The sequence below is a fragment of the Xanthomonas sp. WHRI 7065 genome, from assembly GCF_040203115.2.
GTDB classification, from domain to species: domain Bacteria; phylum Pseudomonadota; class Gammaproteobacteria; order Xanthomonadales; family Xanthomonadaceae; genus Xanthomonas; species Xanthomonas arboricola.
In genome coordinates this window covers 617039-641926 of the sequence record NZ_CP168194.1, presented here as the reverse complement: position 1 = coordinate 641926, position 24888 = coordinate 617039, and the positions used below count along the sequence as shown (strand labels likewise).

20 protein-coding genes are annotated in these 24888 nt (G+C 63.6%); 8 read left to right on the top strand and 12 right to left on the bottom strand.

All coding sequences use genetic code 11. The features are described from left to right. Positions 1–34 precede the first annotated feature (34 nt). The 5 genes from ABQY64_RS02760 to ABQY64_RS02740 form a co-directional block, all read right to left on the bottom strand. Positions 35–751 (bottom strand): haloacid dehalogenase-like hydrolase, encoded by a 717-nt coding sequence (locus ABQY64_RS02760; RefSeq protein WP_349779754.1) that lies wholly within the window; start codon positions 749–751, stop codon positions 35–37. Next, a complete protein-coding gene (gene trpC, locus ABQY64_RS02755; RefSeq protein WP_026064303.1) occupies positions 744–1616 on the bottom strand; it encodes an indole-3-glycerol phosphate synthase TrpC in 873 nt (290 codons plus the stop codon). The genes ABQY64_RS02760 and trpC overlap by 8 nt, the downstream gene beginning before the upstream one ends. Positions 1617–1670: 54 nt before the next feature. Then, on the bottom strand, positions 1671–2708 hold the full coding sequence (trpD, locus tag ABQY64_RS02750) for an anthranilate phosphoribosyltransferase (protein WP_047127982.1): 1038 nt from the start codon (positions 2706–2708) through the stop codon (positions 1671–1673). 116 nt (positions 2709–2824) lie between these two features. Further along, positions 2825–3457, bottom strand: coding sequence for a flavin reductase family protein (locus tag ABQY64_RS02745; protein WP_349779755.1), 633 nt, complete (start codon positions 3455–3457; stop codon positions 2825–2827). Between the two features lie 175 nt (positions 3458–3632). Beyond that, on the bottom strand, positions 3633–4211 hold the full coding sequence (locus tag ABQY64_RS02740; RefSeq protein ID WP_039518635.1) for an aminodeoxychorismate/anthranilate synthase component II: 579 nt from the start codon (positions 4209–4211) through the stop codon (positions 3633–3635). Between the two features lie 454 nt (positions 4212–4665). Here ABQY64_RS02740 and ABQY64_RS02735 point away from each other — a divergent pair, with 454 nt between their 5' ends. Further along, the gene (locus ABQY64_RS02735; protein ID WP_349779756.1) at positions 4666–6246 is read left to right on the top strand and encodes a thioredoxin family protein; all 1581 of its coding nucleotides are present in this window, start codon (positions 4666–4668) and stop codon (positions 6244–6246) included. Between the two features lie 96 nt (positions 6247–6342). Here ABQY64_RS02735 and ABQY64_RS02730 read toward each other — a convergent pair whose 3' ends face one another. Together ABQY64_RS02730 and dctA are read right to left on the bottom strand one after the other, a co-directional pair. After that, positions 6343–7506, bottom strand: a complete 1164-nt coding sequence (locus ABQY64_RS02730; RefSeq protein WP_184631475.1) for a mandelate racemase/muconate lactonizing enzyme family protein — start codon at positions 7504–7506, stop codon at positions 6343–6345. Between the two features lie 28 nt (positions 7507–7534). Further along, positions 7535–8851 (bottom strand): C4-dicarboxylate transporter DctA, encoded by a 1317-nt coding sequence (gene dctA / locus ABQY64_RS02725; protein WP_349779757.1) that lies wholly within the window; start codon positions 8849–8851, stop codon positions 7535–7537. Between the two features lie 154 nt (positions 8852–9005). Between dctA and ABQY64_RS02720 the strand changes: the two genes are divergently transcribed. Next, positions 9006–9923 (top strand): LysR family transcriptional regulator, encoded by a 918-nt coding sequence (locus ABQY64_RS02720; protein ID WP_349779758.1) that lies wholly within the window; start codon positions 9006–9008, stop codon positions 9921–9923. Positions 9924–9975: 52 nt separating this feature from the next. Here ABQY64_RS02720 and ABQY64_RS02715 read toward each other — a convergent pair whose 3' ends face one another. Beyond that, positions 9976–10554, bottom strand: coding sequence for a TetR/AcrR family transcriptional regulator (locus ABQY64_RS02715; protein WP_039522468.1), 579 nt, complete (start codon positions 10552–10554; stop codon positions 9976–9978). A 112-nt stretch (positions 10555–10666) separates the two neighbouring features. Between ABQY64_RS02715 and ABQY64_RS02710 the strand changes: the two genes are divergently transcribed. Beyond that, a complete protein-coding gene (locus ABQY64_RS02710) occupies positions 10667–11416 on the top strand; it encodes an SDR family oxidoreductase (protein WP_184631471.1) in 750 nt (249 codons plus the stop codon). Positions 11417–11680: 264 nt separating this feature from the next. Here ABQY64_RS02710 and ABQY64_RS02705 read toward each other — a convergent pair whose 3' ends face one another. Continuing rightward, positions 11681–12421, bottom strand: a complete 741-nt coding sequence (locus ABQY64_RS02705; RefSeq protein WP_349779759.1) for an NAD(P)-binding domain-containing protein — start codon at positions 12419–12421, stop codon at positions 11681–11683. Between the two features lie 35 nt (positions 12422–12456). Further along, positions 12457–13785, bottom strand: coding sequence for an NtaA/DmoA family FMN-dependent monooxygenase (locus ABQY64_RS02700; RefSeq protein ID WP_349779760.1), 1329 nt, complete (start codon positions 13783–13785; stop codon positions 12457–12459). A gap of 192 nt (positions 13786–13977) precedes the next feature. On the opposite strand from ABQY64_RS02700, the gene ABQY64_RS02695 reads away from it, so the two are divergent. The 3 genes from ABQY64_RS02695 (at position 13978) to ABQY64_RS02685 (ending at position 17932) form a co-directional block, all read left to right on the top strand. Continuing rightward, positions 13978–14562 carry a TetR/AcrR family transcriptional regulator gene (locus ABQY64_RS02695; RefSeq protein ID WP_102583262.1) on the top strand — a complete coding sequence of 195 codons (585 nt, stop codon included), beginning with the start codon at positions 13978–13980 and terminating at the stop codon, positions 14560–14562. Positions 14563–14617: 55 nt separating this feature from the next. Then, the gene (locus ABQY64_RS02690) at positions 14618–15364 is read left to right on the top strand and encodes an NADPH-dependent F420 reductase (RefSeq protein WP_047127973.1); all 747 of its coding nucleotides are present in this window, start codon (positions 14618–14620) and stop codon (positions 15362–15364) included. Between the two features lie 300 nt (positions 15365–15664). Further along, positions 15665–17932 (top strand): methyl-accepting chemotaxis protein, encoded by a 2268-nt coding sequence (locus ABQY64_RS02685; RefSeq protein ID WP_349779761.1) that lies wholly within the window; start codon positions 15665–15667, stop codon positions 17930–17932. A 178-nt stretch (positions 17933–18110) separates the two neighbouring features. On the opposite strand, the gene ABQY64_RS02680 is transcribed toward ABQY64_RS02685, so the two are convergent. Continuing rightward, complete coding sequence (locus ABQY64_RS02680; protein ID WP_349779762.1) at positions 18111–20396, bottom strand: glycoside hydrolase family 3 N-terminal domain-containing protein; 2286 nt, start codon at positions 20394–20396, stop codon at positions 18111–18113. A gap of 347 nt (positions 20397–20743) precedes the next feature. Between ABQY64_RS02680 and ABQY64_RS02675 the strand changes: the two genes are divergently transcribed. Both ABQY64_RS02675 and ABQY64_RS02670 read left to right on the top strand, forming a co-directional pair. Next, on the top strand, positions 20744–21568 hold the full coding sequence (locus ABQY64_RS02675) for a DUF1460 domain-containing protein (protein WP_349779763.1): 825 nt from the start codon (positions 20744–20746) through the stop codon (positions 21566–21568). Positions 21569–22398: 830 nt separating this feature from the next. After that, positions 22399–23964 (top strand): hypothetical protein, encoded by a 1566-nt coding sequence (locus ABQY64_RS02670; RefSeq protein ID WP_349779815.1) that lies wholly within the window; start codon positions 22399–22401, stop codon positions 23962–23964. 125 nt (positions 23965–24089) lie between these two features. Here ABQY64_RS02670 and ABQY64_RS02665 read toward each other — a convergent pair whose 3' ends face one another. Beyond that, positions 24090–24662, bottom strand: coding sequence for a lytic transglycosylase domain-containing protein (locus ABQY64_RS02665; RefSeq protein WP_258078038.1), 573 nt, complete (start codon positions 24660–24662; stop codon positions 24090–24092). Positions 24663–24888 lie beyond the last annotated feature (226 nt).

Here is a 24888-nt window from a genome sequence, read left to right as displayed (position 1 = left end):
CCGCCAGGCTGCGCGCCGCTACCGGCGCCAGGCGCTACAGCGCCTTGCCACCGCGATCGCGACATCCCCAGTTGAGGATCGGCGTGCCGGCCGGCAGCACCTGCCGGAACAGCGCTTCGCGATTGGCCTTCGGATTGACCACCACCGGCGCGCGCGCGGCCTTCAACAGCGGCAGATCCGCGGTGCTGTCCGAATAGGCAATGGCAATGTCGGCATAGCCGCGTTCGCGCAGCATGCGCATCTTCTCTTCGTTGTGGCAGTGACGTCGCGCGGTGACCGCGCCCAGGCGTGGGCCGACCAGGCTGCCGATCACCGGCACATCCTGATGGGCGACAAAGCCGAGAATTGCGCGCGCCAGTTCCGGCGGCGCGCCGGTGGCCACCACCACGCGGTCGCCGGCAGCGCGGTGGCCGGTGAACACCTTCAAGGCGTGCGGCAACAGGCGCTGCCGGATCTGCGCCTCATGCTTGAGCACGTACGCATCGATGAAACGGTTGAACTCGCGCGTGCGGTGCAGGCCGAAGGTGGCGATCCACACATACCCGGACACGCCGCGGCGACGGGTCGGCAGCATCGCCACCATCGGGCCGAGGATCGGCGAGGCCAGCAGCGCCACCAGCAGACGCAAGGGGTTGCGCTTGATCAGCCAGGCGAACAGATGGCTGCCGGAGTCGCCGTCATACAGCGTGTGGTCGAAATCGAAGACCACCAGCGGTGCGTCGTCGCGCGGTACGGGATACGCCTCAGTCATGCGCGAAGAATAGCTGACGCAGCGACTCGCCGGGTTCGGGCGCGCGCATGAAGGTCTCGCCGACCAGAAACGCGTTCACGCCGTGGCTGCGCATCAACTGCACATCGGCCGGAGTGACGATGCCGCTTTCGGTGACCAGGATGCGGTCGCGCGGCACGGCGGCGCGCATGTCCAGCGTGGTCTGCAGCGTCACTTCGAAGGTGCGCAGATTGCGGTTGTTGATGCCCACCAGCGGCACCGGCACCTGCACCGCGCGCTCGAGCTCGTCGATGTCGTGCACTTCCACCAACACGTCCAGGCCCAGCTGCATGGCCAGGCCGGACAGCTCGGCCAGTTGCCCATCGTCCAGTGCCGAGACGATCAGCAGGATGCAATCGGCGCCGAGCACGCGCGCTTCGTAGACCTGATAGGGGTCGACGGTGAAGTCCTTGCGCAGCACCGGCAGCGTGCAGGCCTCGCGCGCCTGGCGCAGATAGGCATCGGCACCCTGGAAGAAATCCACATCGGTCAGCACCGACAGGCAGCTAGCGCCGCCGAATTCATAGCTGACCGCGATGTCGGCCGGGTGGAAGTCGGGCCGGATCACGCCCTTGGACGGGCTGGCCTTCTTCACTTCGGCGATCACCGCCGGTTCGCCGGCGGCGATGCTGGCCTGCATGGCAGCAGCGAAACCGCGCGTGAGCGGCAGGTCGGCGCTGCGCGCGATCAGCTCGGCCAGCGGCACGCGCGCACTGCGCTCGGCGATTTCTTCGGCCTTGCGGGCGAGGATGGTGTTGAGGATGTCGCTCATCGTATCGGGTCCTGGCGGGCGGGCATTATCGGTCAAGACGGCCGCAACTGACCGCCACGCGCCAGCGCGCAGCATGCCAGCGGGATTGTGAGGATGCCGAGGCCATGCCTGCCGGTGCGGTGGGAAGGGTCAGGCCTGCGGGGCAATCTGCCGGGTGAAGGCGACATAGGCGTCCAGCTTTGCACGCGCCGAGCCATCGGCCAGGACTGCACGCGCACGCACGACGCCGTCGGCGATGCTGTCGGACACGCCTGCCACGTACAGCGCCGCCCCGGCATTGAGCGCAACGATGTCCAGCGCCGGGCCGGGCACATTGTCCAGCACCTGCAGCAGCATCGTGCGCGACTGCGCGGCATCGGCCACCTTGAGATTACGGCTGGCCGACATGGCGATGCCGAAATCCTCCGGATGCACTTCGTATTCGCGCACCTGGCCATCGCGCAGCTCGCCGACCAGGGTGCCGGCACCGAGCGAGAGCTCGTCCATGCCATCGCGGCCCCACACCACCAGCGCGCGCTCGGCGCCGAGTTCCTGCAGCACGCGCGCCTGGATGCCGACCAGGTCCGGATGGAACACGCCCATCAGGATGTTCGGCGAGGCGGCCGGGTTGGTCAGCGGGCCGAGGATGTTGAAGATGGTGCGCACGCCCATTTCGCGGCGCACCGGCGCCACCACCTTCATGGCCGGATGATGCACCGGCGCATACATGAAGCCGATACCGGTCTGCGCCAGCGAGGCGGCAACCTGCTCGGGCTGCAGCTCGATCGCCGCGCCCAGGGCCTCCAGCGCGTCGGCACTGCCGGACTTGGATGAGACGCTGCGGTTGCCGTGCTTGGCGACCTTGGCACCACCGGCAGCGGCCACGAACATGGCGCAGGTGGAGATGTTGAAGGTATGCGAGCCATCGCCGCCGGTGCCGACGATGTCGACCATATGCCGGCGATCGTCCACGTCCACGCGACGCGAGAACTCGCGCATCACCGTGGCTGCGCCGGCGATCTCGCCGATGGTTTCCTTCTTGACCCGCAGCCCGGTGAGGATGGCGGCGACCATCATGTCCGAGACCTCGCCACGCATGATCTGGCGCATCAACTCGACCATTTCGTCGTGGAAGATTTCGCGGTGTTCGATGGTGCGTTGCAGGGCTTCTTGCGGGGTGATGGGCATGGACGAGGACCGTGGCAAAACGTGGGAAAGATAGGCGACAGCGAGGTGGATCGATCAATCCTGGCGCTGCAGTGGCGCATGGCGGCAATGCCCTGCAGCGACGCGGCGCGCAGCGCTCACTGGCCCGGGCGCCGCATGCGGAAGCGCGCCTGCGCCTGCACTTCGAAATAGTCGGCGGCACCGCCGGCGCGCAGAATCGTCTGCACGGCTGCGGGATCGTAGATGCCGTCCTGCAATGCCGCGTGCGCCAGATGCACGCCGACCACTTCTCCCAGGACCAGCCAGGTTTCGATGGCCTGCCCGGCTGCGCTCTGCAGCGGCAACAGCTGGCTGAGCCGGCATTCGAAACTGACCGGACTGGCCGCCACGCGCGGGGCACCGATCAGCCGCGACGGCGCCATCTGCAACTCGGCCAGCACGAACTCGTCGACCTCCGCCGGCACCATCGCCGCACTGGCGTTCATCGCCTCGGCCAACGGGCGCGTGGCCAGGTTCCAGCTGAACTCGCCGGTGGCTTCGATATTGCGCAGGCTGTCCTTGCGGCCGATGCTGGCGAAACCGACGATCGGCGGCACGTAGTTGAACGCATTGAAGAAGCTGTAAGGGGCCAGATTGGCGATGCCCTCGGCGCTGCGCGAGCCGATCCAGCCGATCGGCCGCGGACCGACGATGGCGTTGAACGGATCGTGCCGCAGCCCGTGGCCCTGGCCTGGTTCGTAGAAGTGGAAGCTGTCGCTGGCGGTGCTCATCGTGATCCGGATGCAGGTGTGAACGAAGCGAGGCGGGAAACCGGCCGCATGCTATCGCGTAGGTCATTGCAGGCATTACGCGCATGGGTCGCCGGTGCATTGATGGCGCCGAAGACTGCATCGAGACTGACGAAGGTTGCGACGGCCCTTGCGACGTGCGCGCTGCGCATTTCGATCAACGCTGCAGGAAGTTTTTCAGCAAGGCCTGACCGTGCTGGGTCAGGATCGACTCGGGATGGAACTGCACGCCTTCGACCGGAAACTGGCGATGGCGCAGGCCCATGATCTCTTCGATCGAGCCATCCGGATTCTCGGTCCAGGCGGTGACTTCCAGCGCGTCGGGCAAGGTGGTCTTGTCCACCACCAGCGAGTGGTAGCGGGTGGCCTCGTAGCTGTCCGGCAGGCCGGCGAACACGCCCTTGCCCTGATGGCGGATCGGCGAGGTCTTGCCATGCATGATGTTCTCGGCGCGGATCACATCGCCGCCATAGACCTGCCCGATGCTTTGATGCCCCAGGCACACGCCCAGGATCGGCGTGGTCTGGCCCAGTTGCTCGATCAGCTGCAGCGAGATACCGGCCTCGTTCGGGGTGCACGGGCCGGGCGAGATCACGATGCGCTCGGGCCTGAGCGCGGCGATCTGATCCACGCTCATCGCGTCGTTGCGCACCACCGTGACCTCGGCGCCCAGCGCCTGCAGGTACTGCACGAGGTTGTAGGTGAAGCTGTCGTAGTTGTCGAGCATCAGTAACATTTCAGGCCTATCTCTTTGTTTTTAATGGGCAACAGCCCGAAACAACTCGCCGATACCAACCCTGATCCCTTTCAACCCGCCTGGATACCCAAGCGGCCGGGGAGCGAGCAACACCGAAGCATATCTTCGCACGGGCTCGCTCAGCGCTCCTGTGTCCGATCAACGCGATCAGCCATGCAGATGCGCGATCCACGCTGTCCCTGCCCGGACCACAGTGCTCCGACAGGTCCGGACCAGCTATACAACTTGCACCTCACGCGCGGAACGCCGGCTGTCTCCAGCCTGGATCCAATGCTCGCCGCCATGCGTCCCTAACGATGCGTTCGGCGTGACGGCAGTTCGCATCCTCCGCTCCGGGCAAACTTGAAAGACGTGATGCTTCGAGAAATTGGCATGCGTGGAGGTGTTTCCAGACAACCGCGCTCAGCTGACCTCCATCACGCAAAGGCTTCCCATGGCTCTGTCGTTTCGTTCGTCGTCCCCCACGCTCATCGCTCTTTCCGCGTTGCTGGCAGCGCTGACGGCCTGCGACAGATCAACGCCGTCGGCGGCATCGGCGCCGCCCGCGGCAGCAACGCGGCCTGCAGCGGCGCCCGCGATAAACTGGCATGAGGGAAATGTGGAGAAAGCCCTGGAAGAGGCCAGGAACACCGGCAAACCACTCCTGTTGTACTGGGGCGCCATCTGGTGCCCACCGTGCAACCGGCTCAAGGCCACCACGTTCAAGGACCCGGGGTTCATCGCGCAGACGCGGCAATTCGTGGCAGTGCATCTGGACGCAGACCTGCAAGAAGCCCAGACCTGGGCCGAACGCTTCGGCGTCAGGGGGTATCCCACGGTCATCCTGCTACGCCCGGATCGCAGCGAAATCACCCGGCTGGTGGGCGACAGCAGTACCGCCCAGCTTGTCGATAGCCTGCGCGTTGCAGCTCAATCCACCGCGAGTACAAAGCAGATCCTGGATCGGGCGCTCAACGCTCCACAAACGCTAAAGCCGGACGAGTGGACTCTTCTCGGCAATTACAGCTGGTTGCAGGACGACCAACTGGTCGATGCAAAGGCTGCGCCCGCCACCCTGACTGCACTGGCGAAGGCGGCACCACAGCCGGCCTTGCAGCGTCGCTTCCAGCTGCTGGCAGTAGCTGTCACCAGGCAGAAGCCCGTCGCAAGCCCGGCGACGTACACGTTGCTGCAAACCGTGTTTTCCAACCCGTCAGAGGTGCGCAACAATCTTGATGTGCTGGTGCGTGGTGCTGCCACGCTGGTTGCTTCTGCGACCGACGATCCGGGCAAACGTGCCGCATTGTCCAGGGAGTTCAATCAGGCGTTGGCGCAGGCCTATGCCGATCCCACCTTGCCCATCGTTGATCGTTTGCGGACCGGGTATGCCGAGATCGACCTTGCTCGCCTGGCACAGGGACAGCCGACCAGAGCGGAAATGAATAAGCCGCAACCTCCGCTGCCTGCAGACGTGGTCAAGACCGTGCACCAGCGCGTGCAGTGGGCGGTGACGGAAGCCAAGACCGATGAAGAGCGTCAGTCCACGATTACAAGTGCTGCCGGCTTGTTGGCGCTGGTGGGCGATAACAAGGGATCTGCGCAATTGATGCAGGCCGAGTTGACGCGTAGCAAGACACCGTCCTACTACATGCCCTACCTGGGTATCCTGGCCGAACAGCGCGGTGACACCAAGGCTGCGCTGTCATGGTTCAAGCAGGCCTACGATTCGAATGGTAGCCAGGGGACCGTGGTTGAGCGGGGCATGACCTATTTGGATGCGCTGGTCCGGCTCAGCCCGGAGGACGGTACAGGTATCGAGACGCTTGCAAGCCGAGTGATCGGCGATCTGGCGCGGCAATCCGATGGCTATCTCAAAGACAATCGCCAGCACTTCGAGGAAGTCGGCGCATCACTGAAGACCTGGAGCAAGCAGAGCCCGACAGGCAGCGCAGTCCTGACCCGCCTGCGCCAGAAGGCGCAGACACGTTGCGCCGACGGGAACAAGCCAGCCGCCTGCGCCGACTGGCTGGGGTGAGGCGGGGCATAGTCCTGATGCGCCTGCGAAGGTCGGCACAGGCACGCCCCGCGCAGGTGGTTCGCCCATCAGAAACGCAGCCAATGCCATCCCGTCCTATTCGGCCAGCTCACGCATGACCTTGATCAGGTCGGACTTGCCCTCGAAGCCGATACCCGGCAATTCCGGCATCACGATGTGTCCATCCTGGACCTTGACGCCATCCGGAAACCCGCCATATGGCTGGAACAGGTCCGGGTAACTCTCATTGCCGCCCAGACCCAGGCCTGCGGCAATGTTGAGCGACATCTGATGACCACCGTGCGGGATGCAACGTGCGGGCGACCAGCCGAACTGCTCCAGCACCTCCAGCGTGCGCAGATACTCGACCAGGCCGTACGACAGCGCGCAATCGAACTGCAGGTAATCGCGGTCCGGGCGCATGCCGCCGTAGCGCAGCAGGTTGCGTGCATCCTGGTGCGAGAACAGGTTTTCGCCGGTTGCCATCGGCCCCGGATAGAATTCGCTCAGGGCGGCTTGCAGCGCGTAGTCGAGCGGATCACCGACTTCCTCATACCAGAACAGCGGATAGTCGCGCAGCATCTTGGCGTAGGCGATGCCAGTCTCCAGGTCGAAGCGTCCATTCGCATCCACCGCCAAGCGGGCCTGGCTGCCGATTTCTTCAAGCACCGACTCGATCCGGCCGCGATCCTCCTCGATGGACGCGCCACCGATCTTCATCTTGACCACGTTGTAGCCACGGTCCAGATAGCCGCGCATCTCCTTGCGCAAGGCACTGTTGTCCTTGCCCGGGTAATAATAGCCACCGGCTGCATAGACGAAGACGCGCGGATTGGCTTGCCGGCCTTTCATCTGCGCCAGATAGCGGAACAGCGGCATGCCGGCGATCTTGGCGGTCGCATCCCAGATCGCCATATCCAGCGTCCCCACTGCGACGGAGCGCTCGCCGTGACCACCCGGCTTTTCGTTGGACATCATCGCCTTCCAGATCCTGGACGGATCCAGATTGTCGCCGGCGTCGTTGCACAGCGATGCACTGTCTGCCTCCAGGATGCGATCGCGAAAGCGCTCGCGTATCAGTCCGCCTTGTCCATAGCGCCCATTGGAGTTGAATCCGTAGCCGACGACCCGACGGCCGTCGCGCACCTGATCGGTGACCACCGCCACCAGACTGGCGGTCATCTTCGAAAAATCGATGTAGGCGTTACGGATCGGCGAGGAGATCGGCTTGGTGATTTCAACGACATCGATGATACGCATTGGATGGTCTCCCGCAGGTTGATGTGAGTTATGGATCGGTTGAAGCGGCTGCGACAGGCATGGGCTCGCCCGCTTGTTGACGACGCATGATTTCCCGGGTCTTGGACAGATCCAGCGCGCCATCCCACTTGGCAATGGCAAGCGTGGCGACACTGTTGCCGATCAGGTTGACCACCGCCCTGGCCTCGTTCATGAAGCGATCGACGCCCAGCAGAAGCACCAGCCCTGCAACAGGCACCGTGTCGATGGTGGAAAGCGTTGCAGCCAACGCAACGAAACCCGCGCCAGCAACACCAGCCGATCCTTTCGAGGTCAGCAACAACACCCCAAGCAAGACAATCTGTTGATAGACCGGCAGCGGCGTATTGGTCGCTTGCGCCACAAAGATGGCTGCCATGGTCAGGTAGATACAGGTGCCGTCCGCATTGAAGGTGTATCCGGTGGGCAGAACCAGGCCAACCGTCGATTTGCGCACGCCGGCCAGTTCGAGCTTCATCATCATGCGCGGCAGCACGGCTTCGGTCGAACAGGTTCCGAACGTGACAAGTATTTCGTCCTTGATGAACCGGAGAAGGTGCAAAAGTGGAAAGCCCGTCCACCGTGCGATCGCTCCCAGCACCACAAACACGAACAGTGCCGACGTCACGTAGACGGCCAGCATCAAGTGCCCCAGCGACCACAGGGTGGCGAGGCCATACTTGCCGATCGTGAAAGCGATGCCCGCACCGGCGCCCAGTGGCGCGAGTCGCATCACCATGTTGATCATCTTGAACAGTGCCTGCAGCCCGTTATCGATGAGATCGACCAGGGGCTTGCCACGCTCGCCCAGCTGCAATAGCCCCACTGCAAACAACACCGATACCAGGATGACTTGCAGCATGCTGCCTTTGGCGAAGGCGTCCACCAGCGTGGTGGGAATGATGTTCAGCACAAAATCGATCATGCCAGCATCGTCTTTTGCGCGATCGACATACTGTCCGATCGCACTACTGTCGATCGAACCGGCATCGATGTTCATGCCCTCGCCGGGGCGGATGATGTTCACCACGACAAGACCAATCGCCAGCGCGAGTGTCGACACGACCTCGAAATAAATCAGCGCCTTGATGCCGGTTTTTCCGACCTCTCTGACGCTTCCCATCTTGGCGATCCCGACCACGACCGTTCCAAAGATGATCGGTGCCAGAAGCATCTTGATGAGCTTGATGAAACCCTCCGCAACAGGCTGCAAGACCACACCCAGATGCGGCCACACGTAGCCCACCAGACCGCCAATGACGATGGCGATCAGGACCTGCACGTAGAGTTGGCCAAGCACCTGTCTTATGCCACTTTGTTTCTGCATGATCGCCCGCTCCCGTCGACATGCGAACCCACCGGAATTGCCGCTTGCTGGACAACCTGCCTGTGGAGGCGTTGCAAGCTCGAGTCGGAGCGTAAGTGCCAGCGCCCAAACGCTGCCAATGCCTTTTTTATGCGCTTGATGCACAATCGGCATCATGGAACTGACATGGCTCGAAGACTGCTTGGCGTTGGCTGAGACCCTGAATTTCTCGCGCGCCGCACAACGTCGCTTTGTCACCCAGCCGGCCTTCAGTCGGCGCATTCATGCCCTCGAAGAATGGTTGGGCACGCCGCTGTTCACGCGCTCGCGCAAGGAAGTGCTGATGACGCCGGCCGGCGAAGCGTTCGTTCGCAAAGCATCCGGGTTGGTCTCGGGTATTTACGCTGCGCGGCAGGAAACACTGGAAGTGGCCGGGCGACACCGGCCTGCGTTGGCGTTCCTCGCCACCCATGTTCTTTCTTTCACGTTCTTTCCGGCATTTGTCAGGCGCATCGAATCAAACACCGGTATCGGTGCGTTTCAGCTGGTCTCCGACACGCTCAGGGCGTGCGAAAAATTGATGCTGCAAGGGGCAGCGCAATTCCTGCTCTGCCATCATCATCCGCGGATGCGTCTTGGGCTGGACCCGGAACAGTTCGAGCGGGTTGTGGTCGGCAACGATGTGCTCCAGCCCTTCAGTGCAGCGAAGGAAAACGGCGACGGCAGCCCGCGTTGGTCGCTTGCCTCAACCGATGCAATGCCCTTGCTGTCCTACAGTGCAGATTCCGGCCTGGGCCGCATCATCGCCGGGCATCCAGCGTTCAAGGATGTGGAGCCGCGCCTGACACCTGCGCTCACTTCCGATCTTGCAGCGACCTTGCTGGCCATGTGCCGCTCTGGTGCCGGGATCGCGTGGCTGCCGCGCACACTGGTGGAAGAGGACCTCGCCAAAGGGCTGCTGGTCCATGCAGCGCCCGGCGACACGCACTGGGATATCGGCATGGAGATCTGCCTGATACGTCACACCGGCGGCTTACCCCGGCAAGCCGAAGACATGTGGGAAAAGCTCAAGCAAGGCAAGCTGGAGACCTAGGGGGTGCGGCATGCGCGCTGCTGCGCGCTTGGAATCCGGGCGCTTGCCGCCACTATCCGCCTGCGGGCCGTCCTGGCGCTCCCGCGCACAATCCTTCCATCACCGTCTCCATGAGCCAGGCCAGGCGTGGCTGCCAGTTCTCGGTGGCGTCGATCTGCCAGATCCCTGCGATCGCCAGGAAAAACTTGTCCGTGGTGATCCCTGGACGAATCGTTCCGGCCTTCTCGTTGGCATCCAGCAGCAATTGGGCGGCAGCGATCACGGGGGCATAGCCTGCGTTGCCTGCGCACTCCTTCGCGTTGGCGACAACCCGAAGCGCATCCGCCAGGCCCGCCTTGGTAATGGCGTATTCGGCCAGACGGTTCATCCACTCGCGTAGCGCCTGCTCCGGCGGACGCGTCTTCAGCAACTGCTCGGCGAATCCGGTGACCTGCAGCATTTCATGGCGATAGACCTCTACCACCAAGGCCTCCCGCGTCGGGAAGTGGCGGTAGAAGGTCCCTTGCCCGACGCCCGCCTTCTTGGCGATTGCGCTCAGTGGCACATCGGCCGAGCGCACCAGCTCCGCAAGCGCCACGGACAGGATGCGCTCGCGGTTTTGCAGTGCATCGGACCGCGTTGGCTTTTCCACACCCTGCTCCTCACTGAAATTATTGACAAACGGACAGTTGTCCGCCAACGTTTCAGGGCAAGCGGACTGTTGTCCGTTTGGATTCTACCCCTTCCGTACCCAGGAAACATCCATGAAGAACAGCGGCAACACCATCCTCATTACCGGCTCGACCTCTGGCATCGGCCTCGGACTGGCGCTGCGGCTCCAGCAGGCTGGCAACATGGTCATCGTGTCAGGGCGAAAGAAAGCGCTGCTGGATCAGATCACTGCCGAGCATCCAGGCATCGAGGCAATCGAAATCGACGTTGCGGACGCGGACTCCATCGTCCAGGCCAGCCGCGTGGCGGCCGAGCGCTACCCCGCCTTGAATGTGGTGATCAACAATGCCGGCATCATGCCGAGCGAGAACGTCTTCAAGCCAGAGTCCTTGCAGGCTGCCGAAGAGGCGATTGCCATCAACCTGCTCGGCACCATCCGCATGACCTATGCATTCTTGCCGCAACTTGCCGGCAACAACGACAGCGTCATCATCAACGTCAGTTCCGCGCTGGGCTTTGTGCCGTTCCCGGCTGCAATGACCTACAGCGCCAGCAAGGCCGCGGTGCACTCGTTCACCGAAGCCTTGCGTGTGCAGCTGGCCGACAGCACCGTGCAGGTCATCGAGCTGGTGCCTCCGGGCGTTCGCACCAAACTGTACGGCCAAGGCAACGACGAACATGCCATGCCCCTGGACGAATTCCTCGACGAAGCACTGGCGCTACTGCATGCAGAAAACACCCCGAAGGAGATTGTCGTGGAACGCGCCAGGTTTCTTCGCGATGCGGCGGCCAATGGCAGCTACGACGAGATGCTGGGAATGCTTTCTACCGTCAAGTTCTAGGGCTGGCGCAGAACATCCAACTCGTCAGCACGGCGCCACCGCCGTGCTGACGCCGGTCATTCACCGGTGGGCGCGTGAATGACTGCAAGGCTGCTACCGCGAGATGCGCAGGCATGTTCGCCGCGCGCATCCAGTGCTTCCAGGTGATCGCCTTCGACACCTTTGCAGCGCGCAGACCATACCGGTGCCATGTGCACCTGGCTGGATCCATTCGGGAAGGCCCCGCTCCTCGCGAAGGTTCTTCCGATCCCCTGGAAACGGATCTCAGCGCGGCGCGGTCACCGCCCGATTGCGCGCAACGATCGTCTCGTGACTTGGCGATGCGTCGGCCCCAAAAAACTCGGCCATCAATGCATCGCGATGACCCGGTGCATCACCCTTCACTGCGGCCTTGAGCGCTGACGCCAGCTCAGCGGTCGGAAGTTCGGTGCAATACGCAGGCGTGCCTGGCTGCTGCCGCCATGAATCTGCAAGATTTCCCGCGTCGACCGAGTCGAACCCGGCAGCGTCGAGCAGTTGCTGCGCGATCGCCTTGCCGGCCGGACTGTCGCCTGCCACCGGGATGGCGATCCGGTTCTGCGTGCCTGCGGGCTTGCCGCGCTCAGCCAGTGTCCTGGCGAGCACGGCGTTGAATGCCTTGATGATGGGCCGACCAAGCTGCTCGCTCGACCAGACACTTTCCAGCTTGCCGCCGTCGACTTCCGGGATCCTGGTGCCGAGCTGCGGGTAGTAGTTCGAGGTATCGATCACCACCACCTCTGCGGGCACGGTAGAGAACAGCTCCGCAACCTCGGGGATCCTGGCGAACGGGATGGACAGCACGATCACCTCGACGTCCTTGACCGCCTCTTCAGCGGCGACAGGCTCGGCGCCGATCGTTTCTGCCAATTCGCGAATGCTGTCGGGGCCTTTTGAACCAGCCAGTTTGACGACATACCCGGCTGCAACGAATTTGCGTGCCAGGGTGCCACCGATGTTGCCTGCGCCAATGATGCCGATGTTCATGTGTGCTCCTTCCGATGTGTGTGACGTGCTGCGGCTCACGCAGTGATGCGTGGATCGCGCCCGTATTGGGCAGGTGCGCCCAGGTGGTCGCGAAGCGTGGTGCCCTGGTAATCGCGATGGAACAGACCGCGTTGCTGCAGGATCGGCACGACTCCATCGACAAAGGCATCGATGCCGTCGTCATTGATATCCGGTGAGATCCAGAAACCATCGGCCGCACCTGCCTCGAACCAGGCCTGCATGTGGTCGGCCGCCTCGACCGCCGGGCCCACAATCACCGGGTGATAGTCGATGACGCCATGGGCCAGGATGTCGCGCAGGCTCCAGCCCTCCCGCGCGATCTGCAGCGCCTTTGTCGAGCGAGGATCCTGCGGCGACCGGCGTGCCGCAGCCAGTTGCGCGGGCGACAGAGGCCGCTCGAGTGCAGTGGCATCCAGACGTAGCCCGAGCATCTGTTGCAGGTAACCCAGCCGCTGAGGAAACGTCTGCGCGGTCAGTGCGATCCGGCGATCCAGTGCCGCACGGCGATCCTGCGCGATTGTCGTCATCAGCCCGGGAATGAACTTGATCTCGTCCGGGTCGCGGCCGGCCTGCTTGGCGGCGTTGCGGAAGGCGGTGCGTTGCGCGCGCGCATCTTCAATGCTGAAACACGCACCGATCACAGCACTGGCGTAGCGTCCGGCCAGCTCCAACGCATTGGGACTGCCGCCGGCATGGAAGATCACCGGCTGGCCCTGCTCGGAGGGTGGGATATACAGCGGTCCGCGGGAGCCGACGAACCTGCCCTGCAGGTTGATCGGCGCAATTTGCCTGGCGTCGGCAAACCGGCCAGAGGCCTGGTCGTGCAGCCAGGCATCCTTCCCCCAACTGCCCCACAACGCCTGCACCAGTTGCACGAACTCGTGCGCAAGTGCGTAACGATCCGCGCTGGAGGGAATTTTTCGCCCGTAGTTTGCGGCGACATCCTCGCCACTGGAGGTCACCGCATTCCAGCCGGCACGCCCGTGACTCATGATGTCCAGCGCCTTGAACTGCCGCGCCAGATTGAACGGCTCGTTGAACGTCGTGGAGCCGGTGGCCACCAGACCGATACGCTCGGTGCCGCGCGCAACGGCAGCCAGGGTCATCATCACGTCCAGGTTGAAGTGAGGCGCTTCGTTGTCGATATCGGCGACCGCGGTCGGACCGTCAGGCAGGAAAATGAACTGGAATTTCCCACGCTCGGCGGCCTGCGCCTGACGCACGCGGGCATCGAAGCTGGTGTAGTTGGTCGGATCCACCCACGGCATGCGCCAGGCTCCCGGCTGGGAGCCGTAGCCATTGCCCAGATGCAGGCCAATGATCATCGTCTTGGGGTGGCTCATGCGTTCCTCGATCTGCGGCTGTAGTGCGTGCGTCTGGCGGTGACAACCGGCGGAGACGACGACAGTCGATCGCCGCCTGCAGTCTCAAAACCTTCCGGTTCAGAGCGTCCCGAAAAAGGGAGACACACTCCGTTTGTGCCGAGAAATATATGGAGATACACTCCGGATATCAAGAACCAGGCTAACCGACCTATGTCTTCCGACGTTCAGCCACGCCCTCCCCGCGCCGATGCCCAACGCAACAGGACCCATATTCTTGAGGTCGCCGGCAACGCCTTTGCCGAGGAAGGCATCGATGTGTCGATGGACAGCATTGCCAAGCGCGCAGGCGTTGGCCCGGGGACCTTGTATCGGCACTTTCCCAGCCGCGACGCTCTGCTGGCAGCGCTACTGGAAACGCATTACGCCAACCTCGAGCAAGCACGCATGGCCATCAGGGCAGAAGAGCACGACCCGGGGCGTGCGCTGCAACGATGGATCGAGGCGTTGGGAAACTGGATGAATGCCTACGAAGGTCTTCCGGAGCCGCTACGGGCCGCATGGTCCCAGCCAAGTTCGGTGTTGATGCCGACCTGCCAATCCGTGGTCGAGGCCTCAGGCGTGTTTCTGCAGGCTGCACAACGCTCCGGTCAGGCGCGGGCATCGTTGACTGGCCGCGACATCTTTCTTGCCGCGCTTGCGATCGCATGGGCAGGAGCTGCCAGCGGTGACGCGGACAGCGACGCCCGCCAGGCGCTGCAGGACGTGCTGCGCTCAGGCTGGGCGGTTCCTGCGTGAAAGGCACCTTCCTCGCCCCGCAAACCACCCCGCTCTCCACACAGAAGAATGCATCATGAAGCTAGGCATTATCGGCACTGGCCATATCGGCAAGACGTTGGTGAAAAAGCTGAGTTCGCTCGGCCATGAGGTCAAGGTTGCCAACTCGCGTGGGCCAGAGACGATTGACCTGCAACTGCTGTCCGCGGGCGCTCGCGCAGTGACTGCGCAAGAGTGTGTGGTCGATGTCGATGCCATCATCCTGTCGATCCCGTTGAACAGGATTCCGGAGTTCAAGCCGCTGCTGGCGCAGGTTTCAAGTGATGTCGTACTGATCGACACGTCCAACTACTACCCCGCGCGTGACAGCAAGATTGACGCCATTGAAGCGGGCCAGGTCGAGAGCCTGTGGGTGGCTGAGCAATTGGGCCGCCCGATCGCCAAGGCATGGAATGCGATCGGGTCTGGTTCGCTTGCCGAGAAAGGCCAGCCGGCCACTGCGCCCGGCCGTATCGCCATCCCCGTGGCGGCTGATCGCGACACTGATCGCGAGGTCGCGATGGCATTGGTGAACGACACCGGCTTCGACGCGTTTTATTCGGGCCACCTGGCCGATTCCTGGCGCCAGCAGCCAGGAGCGCCTGCGTATTGCACCGATCTGACCAGGAGCGAGATGGGCGATGCACTCGCCAGCGCCGACCGCAGCCGACTGGCGAAACGTCGCGACCTTGCCGTGGCGGTCATGCAGGAAAGGTTGGGCGACTCCGCAACCAATCCCGATGCAGGCTTCGGCGCCCGGATCAGCAGAGCCATCTACATGTAGCCAGGCAGGTCGGCAACATCGCCATGCAGTCGGCGCGTTTTGAAACGCAGGCAGGTGTTGCCGAGCATGAGGATGGCAAGACGGCGGCACGGCGAACAGCGGTTTGTGCCAGGCGTGCAGCCGCCCGTCCTGACATGCGTCAGGAGCACCCCGACAGCTCGGCCGTTTTCTGAAGGGTGCGATGATAATTTAGTGACAGACATTCCAGTTTTGGACAAGGACGCCGTTATTGGGGAACCGGTGCCAGGCTCGCTAACAGCGTGGGCATCGATGCCTCCACTGATCTCTCCTGGGACGTCCATGATCGCCTTTCTTCAACGCTTCAACGTCGGCCACCGCCTGGCCGTTGCATTCGGAATCCTGATTCTTCTCTCAGGCCTGCTGGTGGCCACCGGCCTGAGCACGATGGCGAACGCACGCGCGCAGTTGGACTTCATCGTTCTCGACCGCACCGCCAAGATCCAGATCGGCAACGGCATGCTGGATGCCAACTCATCGCTGCTGATCGCACTGGGCACGTATGCCATGGCGACAAGCGAGGAGCTCAACACCGAAGCGCTCAACACCATCAACGCCCAGCGTCAGCGCTACCAGGAGCTGCGCACCAGGCTGGATACGCTGTCCAGCTCGGAGGAAGGGCGGAAGATCCGTAACGAGATGGACGAGCGTCGGGCGACTTCCGTGAAGTTCAACGACGAAGTCATGGCACTGGCCGCCAAGAACGAGAACGCGCAGGCCCAGGACATCCTCAGCGAACAGGCGCGGCCTGCCACGCTCGCCTGGCAGGACAAGATCCGCGAGCTCGTCACCCGGCAGGAAGGACAGAGCAGACAGGCCTACGCAGAAGCAGTCCGGTCGATGGATCGCGGCAAGCTCCTGCTCATCCTTGGCGGTGCCGCGGTCGTGCTGGTCAGCAGCCTGCTGGCCTGGCTCATCACCCGCAGCCTGACCCAGCCGCTGGCACGCGCCACCAACGCAGCCGAGGCGATCGCCAAGGGTCAGCTCGGCAACAACGTGCAGACACAGGCCAGGGACGAAACCGGCCGCTTGCTGCGCGCCATGCAGGGCATGCAGACACAGCTGCAGGCTCTTTTGACTGCACAGGGCGACATGGCCAAGCGCCACGACGAAGGCCAGACCAGCTTCCGCATGGATGCCCAGGCCTTCCCGGGCGACTACGGCCGCATGGCCGAGGACACCAATGCGCTGGTGGCCTCCCACCTGGCCGTGCAGTCCAACCTTGCACGGATCATGGGCCGCTATGCCATCGGCGACCTGAGCGAGAGCATGGAGCGCCTGCCCGGTGAGAAGGCCGTGCTGACCCAGACCATGGACGAGGTCAAGGCGAACCTGTCCGCGATGAACATCGAGATCAAGCAGCTGGCGCAGGCTGCCGCGGACGGTGACTTCACCGCGCGCGGCGATGCCGAGCGTTTCCAGTACGATTTCCGCGTCATGGTGGAGAGCTTGAACCTGCTCATGGCCACCGCGGACAGCAACCTGCAATCGCTGTCTTCGCTGCTGCAGTCCATCGCCGCAGGCGACCTGACCGCACGCATGACCGGCGAGTTCAGGGGTGTGTTCGCGCAGATGCGCGATGACGCCAACACCACCGCCGCGCAGCTTGCGGAGATCGTCGGCCGCATCCAGCAGTCGGCAGTGTCGATCAACTCGGCGGCCAGCGAGATTGCCGCCGGCAACCAGGACTTGTCGCAGCGCACCGAACAACAGGCGGCCAACCTGGAAGAAACCGCCGCCTCGATGGAAGAGCTGACCTCCACCGTGCGCCAGAACGCCGAACACGCACGTCAAGCCAACCAACTGGCGATTGGCGCGGCAGGCGTGGCGTCCCAGGGCGGCGAGATCGTGAGCAAGGTCGTGGGCACCATGGCCGGTATTGAAGCCTCGTCCAAGAAGATTGCCGACATCATCTCGGTCATCGACGGCATCTCGTTCCAGACCAACATCCTGGCCTTGAACGCGGCTGTGGAAGCGGCACGTGCCGGCGAACAGGGCCGCGGATTTGCCGTGGTTGCCTCGGAAGTGCGCACGCTGGCCCAGCGGTCCACCGCCGCGGCCAAGGAGATCAAGACCCTGATCGACGACTCGGTCGAACGCGTCACCGAAGGCTCTGCGCTGGTGCACACGGCGGGCACCACGATGGCCGAGATCGTCTCCAGCGTGCAGCGGGTGACCGACATCATGGGTGAGATCTCCGCAGCGTCGCAGGAACAGTCGGCAGGCATCGAGCAGGTCAACATCACGGTCACGCAGATGGACGAAACGACGCAGCAGAACGCGGCCCTGGTCGAGGAAGCGACCGCTGCAGCCCGTGCGATGGAGGAGCAGGCCACGCAGCTGACCGAGGCGGTGGCGGTCTTCAAGATCGACGGACAGAAAGCTCTTGCGGTCGGCGCAGCTGCTGTTACGTCAGCCATTGCCAAGTCCGCAAGCAGGAAAACGGCAGCGCCCCTGAAGACACCTGCAAAGCTTGTTCCGCACCGGGCACCACGCAAACTCGAGTCAGTCGCCGGCGCAACAGACGGCGCAGGCTGGCAGGAGTTCTGACCGAACCGTGGTGGGCCCGGATTTCCGGGCCCACCCGCGTTCTGCTCTTGCACATCACTGCGCAGCATGGGATCCGCGTGGTCGGTCGCACCGACTGCTCGGGAACAACGGTCATCGGACTTCGGGCGCAGGTGATGCTCAAGGTCATGAATATCGACCAGCATCACCACACGTCACCTCACTCCACCAATTCGAAGCTTGCCGTCAGTCCTGCAGCTTCAGCCGATGGCGCCACCCATACATCGAACACACCCGGCTCCACGGTCGGTTGCAATGCCTGACCGATGAACAACAGGTCCGCACGCCGCAACACGAACTCCACCAGCGCGCTGCCGCCAGCCGGCACCGCGAGCTTGCGGAAACCCTTCAGCTCCCGCACCGGCCGGGTCACGCTGGCGCTGCGGTCGCGCACATACAGTTGCACCACTTCGTCCGCATCGCGCGTGCCGCGGTTGTAGATGCGTACGCTGATGCGCACGCTGCCATTGGCTGGCAGGCGTGCATCGCTCAAGCTCAGTTCGGCATAGTCGATGCGCCCATAGGTGAGTCCATGGCCAAACGGAAACAGTGCCGTGTTGGGCGCCGTCCGGTAATGCGTGGTATACGGCTCCAGCTCGTCCGGCCGGGGATTGGGACGGCCGGTTGGCGGGTGGGCATAGGTGTAGGGCACCTGCCCGACCGCATGGGGAAAACTCACCGGCAAACGGCCGGACGGTGCCTGCGCACCCAACAGGATGTCGGCCAATGCAACGCCGGCCGCCGAGCCCAGGAACCACGTCACCAGGATCGCCGCGCATTCAAGCACCGGCCCTTCCAGCGCAAGCGCGCGACCGGTGCTGAGCAGGACCGCGACAGGCGTACCGGTGGCGACGACTGCCGCTAGCAACTGTCGCTGCGCTTCGGGGATGCAGATCTCGCTGCGCGATTGCGCTTCGCCCGAGTAGCCCAGTGGTTCGCCAATCGCCAGCAGCGCGACATCGGCACACCTGGCGGCAGCTACCGCGGCCTGCACACCGCCCGGCAATGCTTGTTCGAAGTCGCAGCCGTCCACCACCTGTAGTGCCTGCAGATCCTGCAGCGCATTCGCCAGCGCGGTGGCCAGCGTATTGCGCGTGTCCTCCTCATCGAACAGGCTCCATGGCCCGGCATGATTGATCCAGTCGCGCGCCATGGGCCCGATCAAGGCAATGCGCTGGCCGCTGCGGCGCAATGGCAGCAGCTCGCCATCGTTCTTCAGCAATACCACCGATTTGCATGCGGCTTCGCGGGCCAGTGCCAAGGTGTCGGTGTTGCGCTGCAATGACTGCGCCCGTGCGGGCCGGATGCGCCGGAACGGGTCGTCGAACAGCCCCAGCGCCGCCTTGAACGCCAGGACGCGTCTTACCGACGCATCCAGCCGTGCCATCGGCACGTCGCCTGCGGCAACCAAGGCCGGCAGGTGCTGTAGATACAGGCCGCTTTCCATGCTGATATCCACCCCGGCCAAAAACGCCAGTCTTGCCGCGTCACGGCCAGTGGCCGCAACGCCGTGCGCGATCAGTTCCTGGTCGGCCTGGAAGTCGGACACGACCAGGCCGGGATAGCCCCATTCCCGGCGCAATATCGTATCCAGCAGCCACGCATTGGCAGTGGCGGGAATGCCCGACAGTTCGTTGAAGGCGGCCATGGTCGTGACCGCGCCTGCGGCAAACGCCGCCTGGAACGGCGGGAAATACACCTCGCGCAGCGTCCGTTCGGACACGTCCACGCGGTTGTAATCCAGCCCGCCCTCGGGCGCACCATAGGCGGCAAAGTGTTTGGGGCAGGCGGCCATCGCCTCGGGATGGGCCAGCCCCGCATCGCCCTGAAAGCCGCGCACCCGTGCCTGCGCAAACAGCCGGGCCAGCAGCACGTCTTCGCCGGCGCCTTCCACGCCACGCCCCCAGCGTGCATCGCGGGCGATATCCACCATGGGCGCGAAGGTCCAGTCGAGACCCACAGCACTGGCCTCCATCGCCGCGGCACGCGCGGTGCGCTGTGCCAGCGTCGGCTCGAAGCTGGCCGCTTCGGCCAACGGCACCGGGAACACGGTGGTATAGCCATGGATCACATCGGCGGCAAACAACAGCGGAATCCGCAACCGGCTTTGCAGCGCTGCCTGCTGCAGTTGCTGATGCCAGCGCACGTTGGACCCGTTGAACACTCCGGTCAGCCGCCCGGCTCGGGCGGCCGCCAGTTGAGCGCTCCCGTCGGCAGTGCGGGTCAGCGGATTGGCGACGATCGCCTTGCCATCCTGTTGCGCCGAACTGAACAGGCTGAGCTGGCCCGCTTTTTCCTCCACGGTCATGCGCGCGATCAATGCATCGATGAAGCCAGGCGGCCGCGCCGCACCGGTCGGCAATGCCCAGCCAGCGGGAATGCGCGCGAGCAGCGCCAGTGTTCCGGCGCTACGCAGCAGCTGGCGTCTAGTAGTGCATGCAGGCATAGGAAGGGTGCTTGGCGGCGGCGGTCAACGCTACTGGATGGGCAAGCCCGCACACACATACCGGTTCGCATTCGCGATGCCCGCTTCGGGACCAACCGATGGCGTCAGTGGATGCGCAGCCCCATGGCATTGCCACCGGCGTGTTACGTCCACGCGCATCCATCATTTCGTCGCGGGCTCTGAAATATTTTTTCGTGTCCCCGCTGCCTAGCCGGCTTCCAGGCGGCCTACGTCACATACGCACCCATGGAGACAGACGCGAAGCCCGGTGTTTGGCGCTACAGCAACATGGGTGACACTACACGAGCGGCAATCTCATCTCGCCTGCCCTGTGTTTGGAGACGGACATGTCCAGCGAAGCGCGATGGCTCCTTGTCACACTGCTCGCCATCACCTGTGCAACCGGATGCTGCGCCCGGGCTGAAAGCGCGCCAGAAGCATCGCCAGCACGCGTGCAGATGGATGCCTACACAGCAAACAAGTTGAACGCCGTGCTGGAGGAGACCTCACGGCATCGCGGCCTGAGCTCCGGGCACATGATCGACCTGGTCTCTGCGCAGTTTTTGGAAACGCCTTATCGCGCAAACGTGCTGCAGGGTTCGGCCACGGTGCCAGAGAAATTGATCGTGGACTTTACCGGCTTGGACTGCTTCACCTATCTGGACTATGTCGAAGCAGCCCGGAAGTCGCACTCACAGCAGGACTTCGTCAACAACCTTGTCTTTACCCGCTATGTCGACGGTGTCGTCAGCTTTACGCACCGCAAGCACTTTTTTACCGACTGGGCGAACCGGCCTTACGAGCTTGCCACCGATATCACCACACGGATCAGCACCGACACTGTAACCGTGATGAAGCAGCTCAACTTGAAAGCAGACGGCAGCAACTATCTGCCCGGCTTGCCGGTCGTCGACCGGGCTGTCACCTATATCCCCACCGAGCACATCGACGGCAGCGTCATCCGCAAGCTGCGTACCGGGGATTTCATCGGCATCTATACCCATCTGGCCGGGCTGGATGTCACGCACGTCGGATTCTTCATCATGACCGACACAGGCCCGGTGTTACGCAACGCCTCCTCACGCAAGGAAAACGAAAAGGTCGTCGACTCGCCATTCATGGAATACGTGGCGAGAACACCGGGAATCATCGTTTATAGAGCCAAGGAGTAAACGTCACCTCTGCCTTCATTGTCGGCCGCTCACCTGGGCGCGTCGACTGCAATGGATGCGACGCCCGCACGGAAGCAACAGCTGGCGTGCTTGCATGACGCGACTTCAGCGGCCTGCAGCCGAGTGATCTTCGCTGGGCCGCGCGGGGCCGATGCCTGGAAGGGCGCGCGCGTCCGCCGGCCACAATGCCGCGTGCTTCTTCATCCCGCATCTCCCGAAGAAACAAGCCTGCCCGCGTGACCTGGTTTTCTCCTGTGCATCGATTGGCACTCAGGCGGCCAGCAGCATGGCCGCATCCCGAACTCGCTGCTTGCGCGGGCTCCTCAATCGAACCACGCTGCATCTCGACAGGGATCGTCGCTGCGAGCACCGACGGGGTGGCCGGCTAGGCGAAGACACGCGCGACAGCAGACACATTTCATCCGCAGGAGAACTGCCCTTTTCCGTTGCGGAATGATCCTTTCGCAGGTGAACCGTCCCGGGTCTGCAGCTTGATGTCATTTTCGAGTCACTTACGACGATGACGCATGCCACACAAGGTGGCCGGGAATGCCAGGCACGCCTGAGCACTTCGATTGCACGCTGGGAAGTCCGCACTGCAATTCTCCGAACCGTTGATGGCGGCAGCTGCGCCAGACCGTGTCTGCGTGGCGCACGTCGACCGTGCTGTCGCGCGCGTTGCCCTGCCAACAGCGAGCTGTGCGCTGCAATCGAGGCCGGCACCGCCATGCGCCCATCGAATGAGGTGCCAGCCATCGATGCCTCACGTCAGCAGCCGCGCAAGCCCGGGCGGCAGCACGCCGCCCTTCCCCCCACAGCGAGGACATGCCGTGATGAAGATCCCTTCAGCCAGTGCTTCCCAGCCACCACGACCGACCGATACAGACGTCGTGATCGACATAGCGCCGCCACAACAGCACACCGCGGCGCCGACGCCTGCGGCGAACCCTGCATTGTCGCGCCTGGCTCCCAGACCGTCCGGACGGCGCAGCAACCCGGAGCGCGGCACAGGATCCGGCAGCGCTGCCGACATAAGCCAGCACGGCGGTGAGAGCCCGCTGCTGCATGCCGACAACAGCACCAGCGAGCGCTTCTTCGACGCCGTGGACTTCCTGTCAGCAGCAGAGACGTCGTCCATTGACCACGAACACGCTGCACCACCGGATCCGCCGGTGCCCACACCTGCTGCCACTACCACGCCGACACGCAGCGAGCGCTTGGGTGCACTGGCTGCATCGATCAGGACCGGTGCAGTGCGTGGCGCAAGCGCCGTGTTCGGGCCGACTGCCAGCGCGGTGGCGGCGGCAGCGCACGGCATAGTCCCGACCAGTTTCGACGGACAATACCTGGGTGCTGCGCTGGGTCATCTGGTGCACCAGGCCAGTTCGGTGGGACCGACCACGTTCGCACGTGAGTTGCTGGGCGAAGGATTGTTTGCCGCGCTCCGCCAGCTTCCGCCCGAAGCGGTGGTCGCCATGCAGGCCGTCTCCGGCACGCTACAGATGGCGCTGCATACGCTGCGACGCAACCGCGAGAACCGCAATCCGGACGCGGCTGCGCGGGGCTTCCACAATCTCAGTCTCGAACAGTGGGATGCATTGTCCGTCCAAGAACAGGGAAGCAGGAGAGAAGAACAGCAGCATTATTCGAATCTGGTCACCCGGCTCGCGCTCGGCGGCATCCTGAGCAACATCGCCGTGGGTGCGGCCGGCAAGGCATCTGGCCAACCGGAGCTGGCTGCCAGGCTGCTGGCCAGCGACCTGAAGATCGCCGCCTATGCCGCAGCCCGCGACACCATCCAGGCCACTTTCAAGATGGTGGGAATGCAAGACCCGGCCCGCTCCAATGGCGGCATCAGCGATCCGCACATCACCAGCGCCGGCAGGTTCTACGGCATGGCCAACGTGCTGGCCAACCTGGCATCGAACGAGCTGGCATCGCCGGACTTTGCAGCGGCCCGGCAGCGCTGGGCCGGCCTGAGCTCGCCTTTCACCAAGGGCGAGGCAACCAGCGTCATCCTGCGTCAATCGGCGATGACGGCGGCCTTGAATGTCGGCCTGGAAACGGCGGACTGGATCAACGTCACCCAGCACGAAGCCGACCAGGCCGGGACCAAGCAGATCTGGGAACCGGAGTGGAAGGGCAAGCGCGAGGATTACGAGAGGGTCATGGATCATTCGGTCGCCCGCACGGCCGCCATCAATTCCAATATCGCGCTTGGTACCGCCATCAACATGATTGGCGCCTGGGTCGGGCTGTCGCCCGCACGCAGCGGCCTGCTCTCCAACACGGTGTCCGGCGTGGCCGCCGGCATGCAGTACAAGACCATCGGCGCCACCTGGCAGGCCGATGGGGCCGTTCGCGCAGCCGAGGCGGCTCGCTCGCAGGCCGGGTAAGCACAGCGATCAAACCACCGCGCTCGCCATCCGGCGGGCGCGGTGTGTACTCCCACGGCACTACCTCTGGGCACGCAGTGTGGGCAGGCAAGCAACGCAATGCGCCATCGCTGCGTGCAGCAGCCTTACTCGGCAACCACGCCGCGCTTGCTCAGGATCGCGTGGATGGCATGCGCATACTTGTCACGCTCGGCGGGCGTTTCGGAATGATAGGCACCGACGGCGGCCCAGGTATTTCCGTATTTATTGGTCATCTCGCGCAGCCGCCAGGCGGCGACATACACGCTGACGCACGGCTGCATCAACGCGTCCCTGGAGATGCCGTAGCTGGAAAGACGGCGTAGGTGGATCGAGTTGATCTGCATCTTTCCGTAGTCGACCGTGCCGTTGTTGTTGCGATGGATGGCGTCGGCACGGCCGCGTGATTCCTGCCATGCGATGGCACGCAGCACCCATGGATTGACGTGTTGATAGCCGGCGGCTTCTTCGAAGCAGTCTGCGCGTGCGAGTGGCGCGGCGCACAGCAACGCCGCCGCAATCAACACCCGGCGCCGCGAAGCGGCTGCCTGCCTGGGCCGGAGCGCGTAGCAGTGTTCGCCCACGGGCAGGCCTTTGGAGAGCGTGGCCCACTGCTGTGGACGGCCAGCGCCCGTGCCGTGCATGGACGGACACGTGGTCGGCGTATCTGTCTCTGTCATGTCTGTCACCTGATCGTCGTTGATTCCAGCAACGTCGCGGAGTGGACAGGCATCCCCGGCTGATCCAACCCCCGCTCGATCGCAACACCATAACGGTGCTGTGCACACGCATGCACTTGCTGCACGAAACGTCTATGACCGAAACGAAATCACCCCACGCATCGTTGCAATGCAGCTGTTTTCCAGCGTATTCCGGATATTTTTCCGCCGCGACGTTCGCAAGTAA

Bases quoted from the DNA above. Each gene is read 5' to 3' on its own strand.
- ABQY64_RS02760 (WP_349779754.1), bottom strand. From the start codon at position 751: ATGACTGAGGCGTATCCCGTACCGCGCGACGACGCACCGCTGGTGGTC.
- trpC (WP_026064303.1), bottom strand. From the start codon at position 1,616: ATGCTGCGCGCTGGCGCGTGGCGGTCAGTTGCGGCCGTCTTGACCGAT.
- trpD (WP_047127982.1), bottom strand. From the start codon at position 2,708: ATGCCCATCACCCCGCAAGAAGCCCTGCAACGCACCATCGAACACCGC.
- ABQY64_RS02745 (WP_349779755.1), bottom strand. From the start codon at position 3,457: ATGAGCACCGCCAGCGACAGCTTCCACTTCTACGAACCAGGCCAGGGC.
- ABQY64_RS02740 (WP_039518635.1), bottom strand. From the start codon at position 4,211: ATGTTACTGATGCTCGACAACTACGACAGCTTCACCTACAACCTCGTG.
- ABQY64_RS02735 (WP_349779756.1), top strand. From the start codon at position 4,666: ATGGCTCTGTCGTTTCGTTCGTCGTCCCCCACGCTCATCGCTCTTTCC.
- ABQY64_RS02730 (WP_184631475.1), bottom strand. From the start codon at position 7,506: ATGCGTATCATCGATGTCGTTGAAATCACCAAGCCGATCTCCTCGCCG.
- dctA (WP_349779757.1), bottom strand. From the start codon at position 8,851: ATGCAGAAACAAAGTGGCATAAGACAGGTGCTTGGCCAACTCTACGTG.
- ABQY64_RS02720 (WP_349779758.1), top strand. From the start codon at position 9,006: ATGGAACTGACATGGCTCGAAGACTGCTTGGCGTTGGCTGAGACCCTG.
- ABQY64_RS02710 (WP_184631471.1), top strand. From the start codon at position 10,667: ATGAAGAACAGCGGCAACACCATCCTCATTACCGGCTCGACCTCTGGC.
- ABQY64_RS02705 (WP_349779759.1), bottom strand. From the start codon at position 12,421: ATGAACATCGGCATCATTGGCGCAGGCAACATCGGTGGCACCCTGGCA.
- ABQY64_RS02700 (WP_349779760.1), bottom strand. From the start codon at position 13,785: ATGAGCCACCCCAAGACGATGATCATTGGCCTGCATCTGGGCAATGGC.
- ABQY64_RS02695 (WP_102583262.1), top strand. From the start codon at position 13,978: ATGTCTTCCGACGTTCAGCCACGCCCTCCCCGCGCCGATGCCCAACGC.
- ABQY64_RS02690 (WP_047127973.1), top strand. From the start codon at position 14,618: ATGAAGCTAGGCATTATCGGCACTGGCCATATCGGCAAGACGTTGGTG.
- ABQY64_RS02685 (WP_349779761.1), top strand. From the start codon at position 15,665: ATGATCGCCTTTCTTCAACGCTTCAACGTCGGCCACCGCCTGGCCGTT.
- ABQY64_RS02680 (WP_349779762.1), bottom strand. From the start codon at position 20,396: ATGCCTGCATGCACTACTAGACGCCAGCTGCTGCGTAGCGCCGGAACA.
- ABQY64_RS02675 (WP_349779763.1), top strand. From the start codon at position 20,744: ATGTCCAGCGAAGCGCGATGGCTCCTTGTCACACTGCTCGCCATCACC.
- ABQY64_RS02665 (WP_258078038.1), bottom strand. From the start codon at position 24,662: ATGACAGAGACAGATACGCCGACCACGTGTCCGTCCATGCACGGCACG.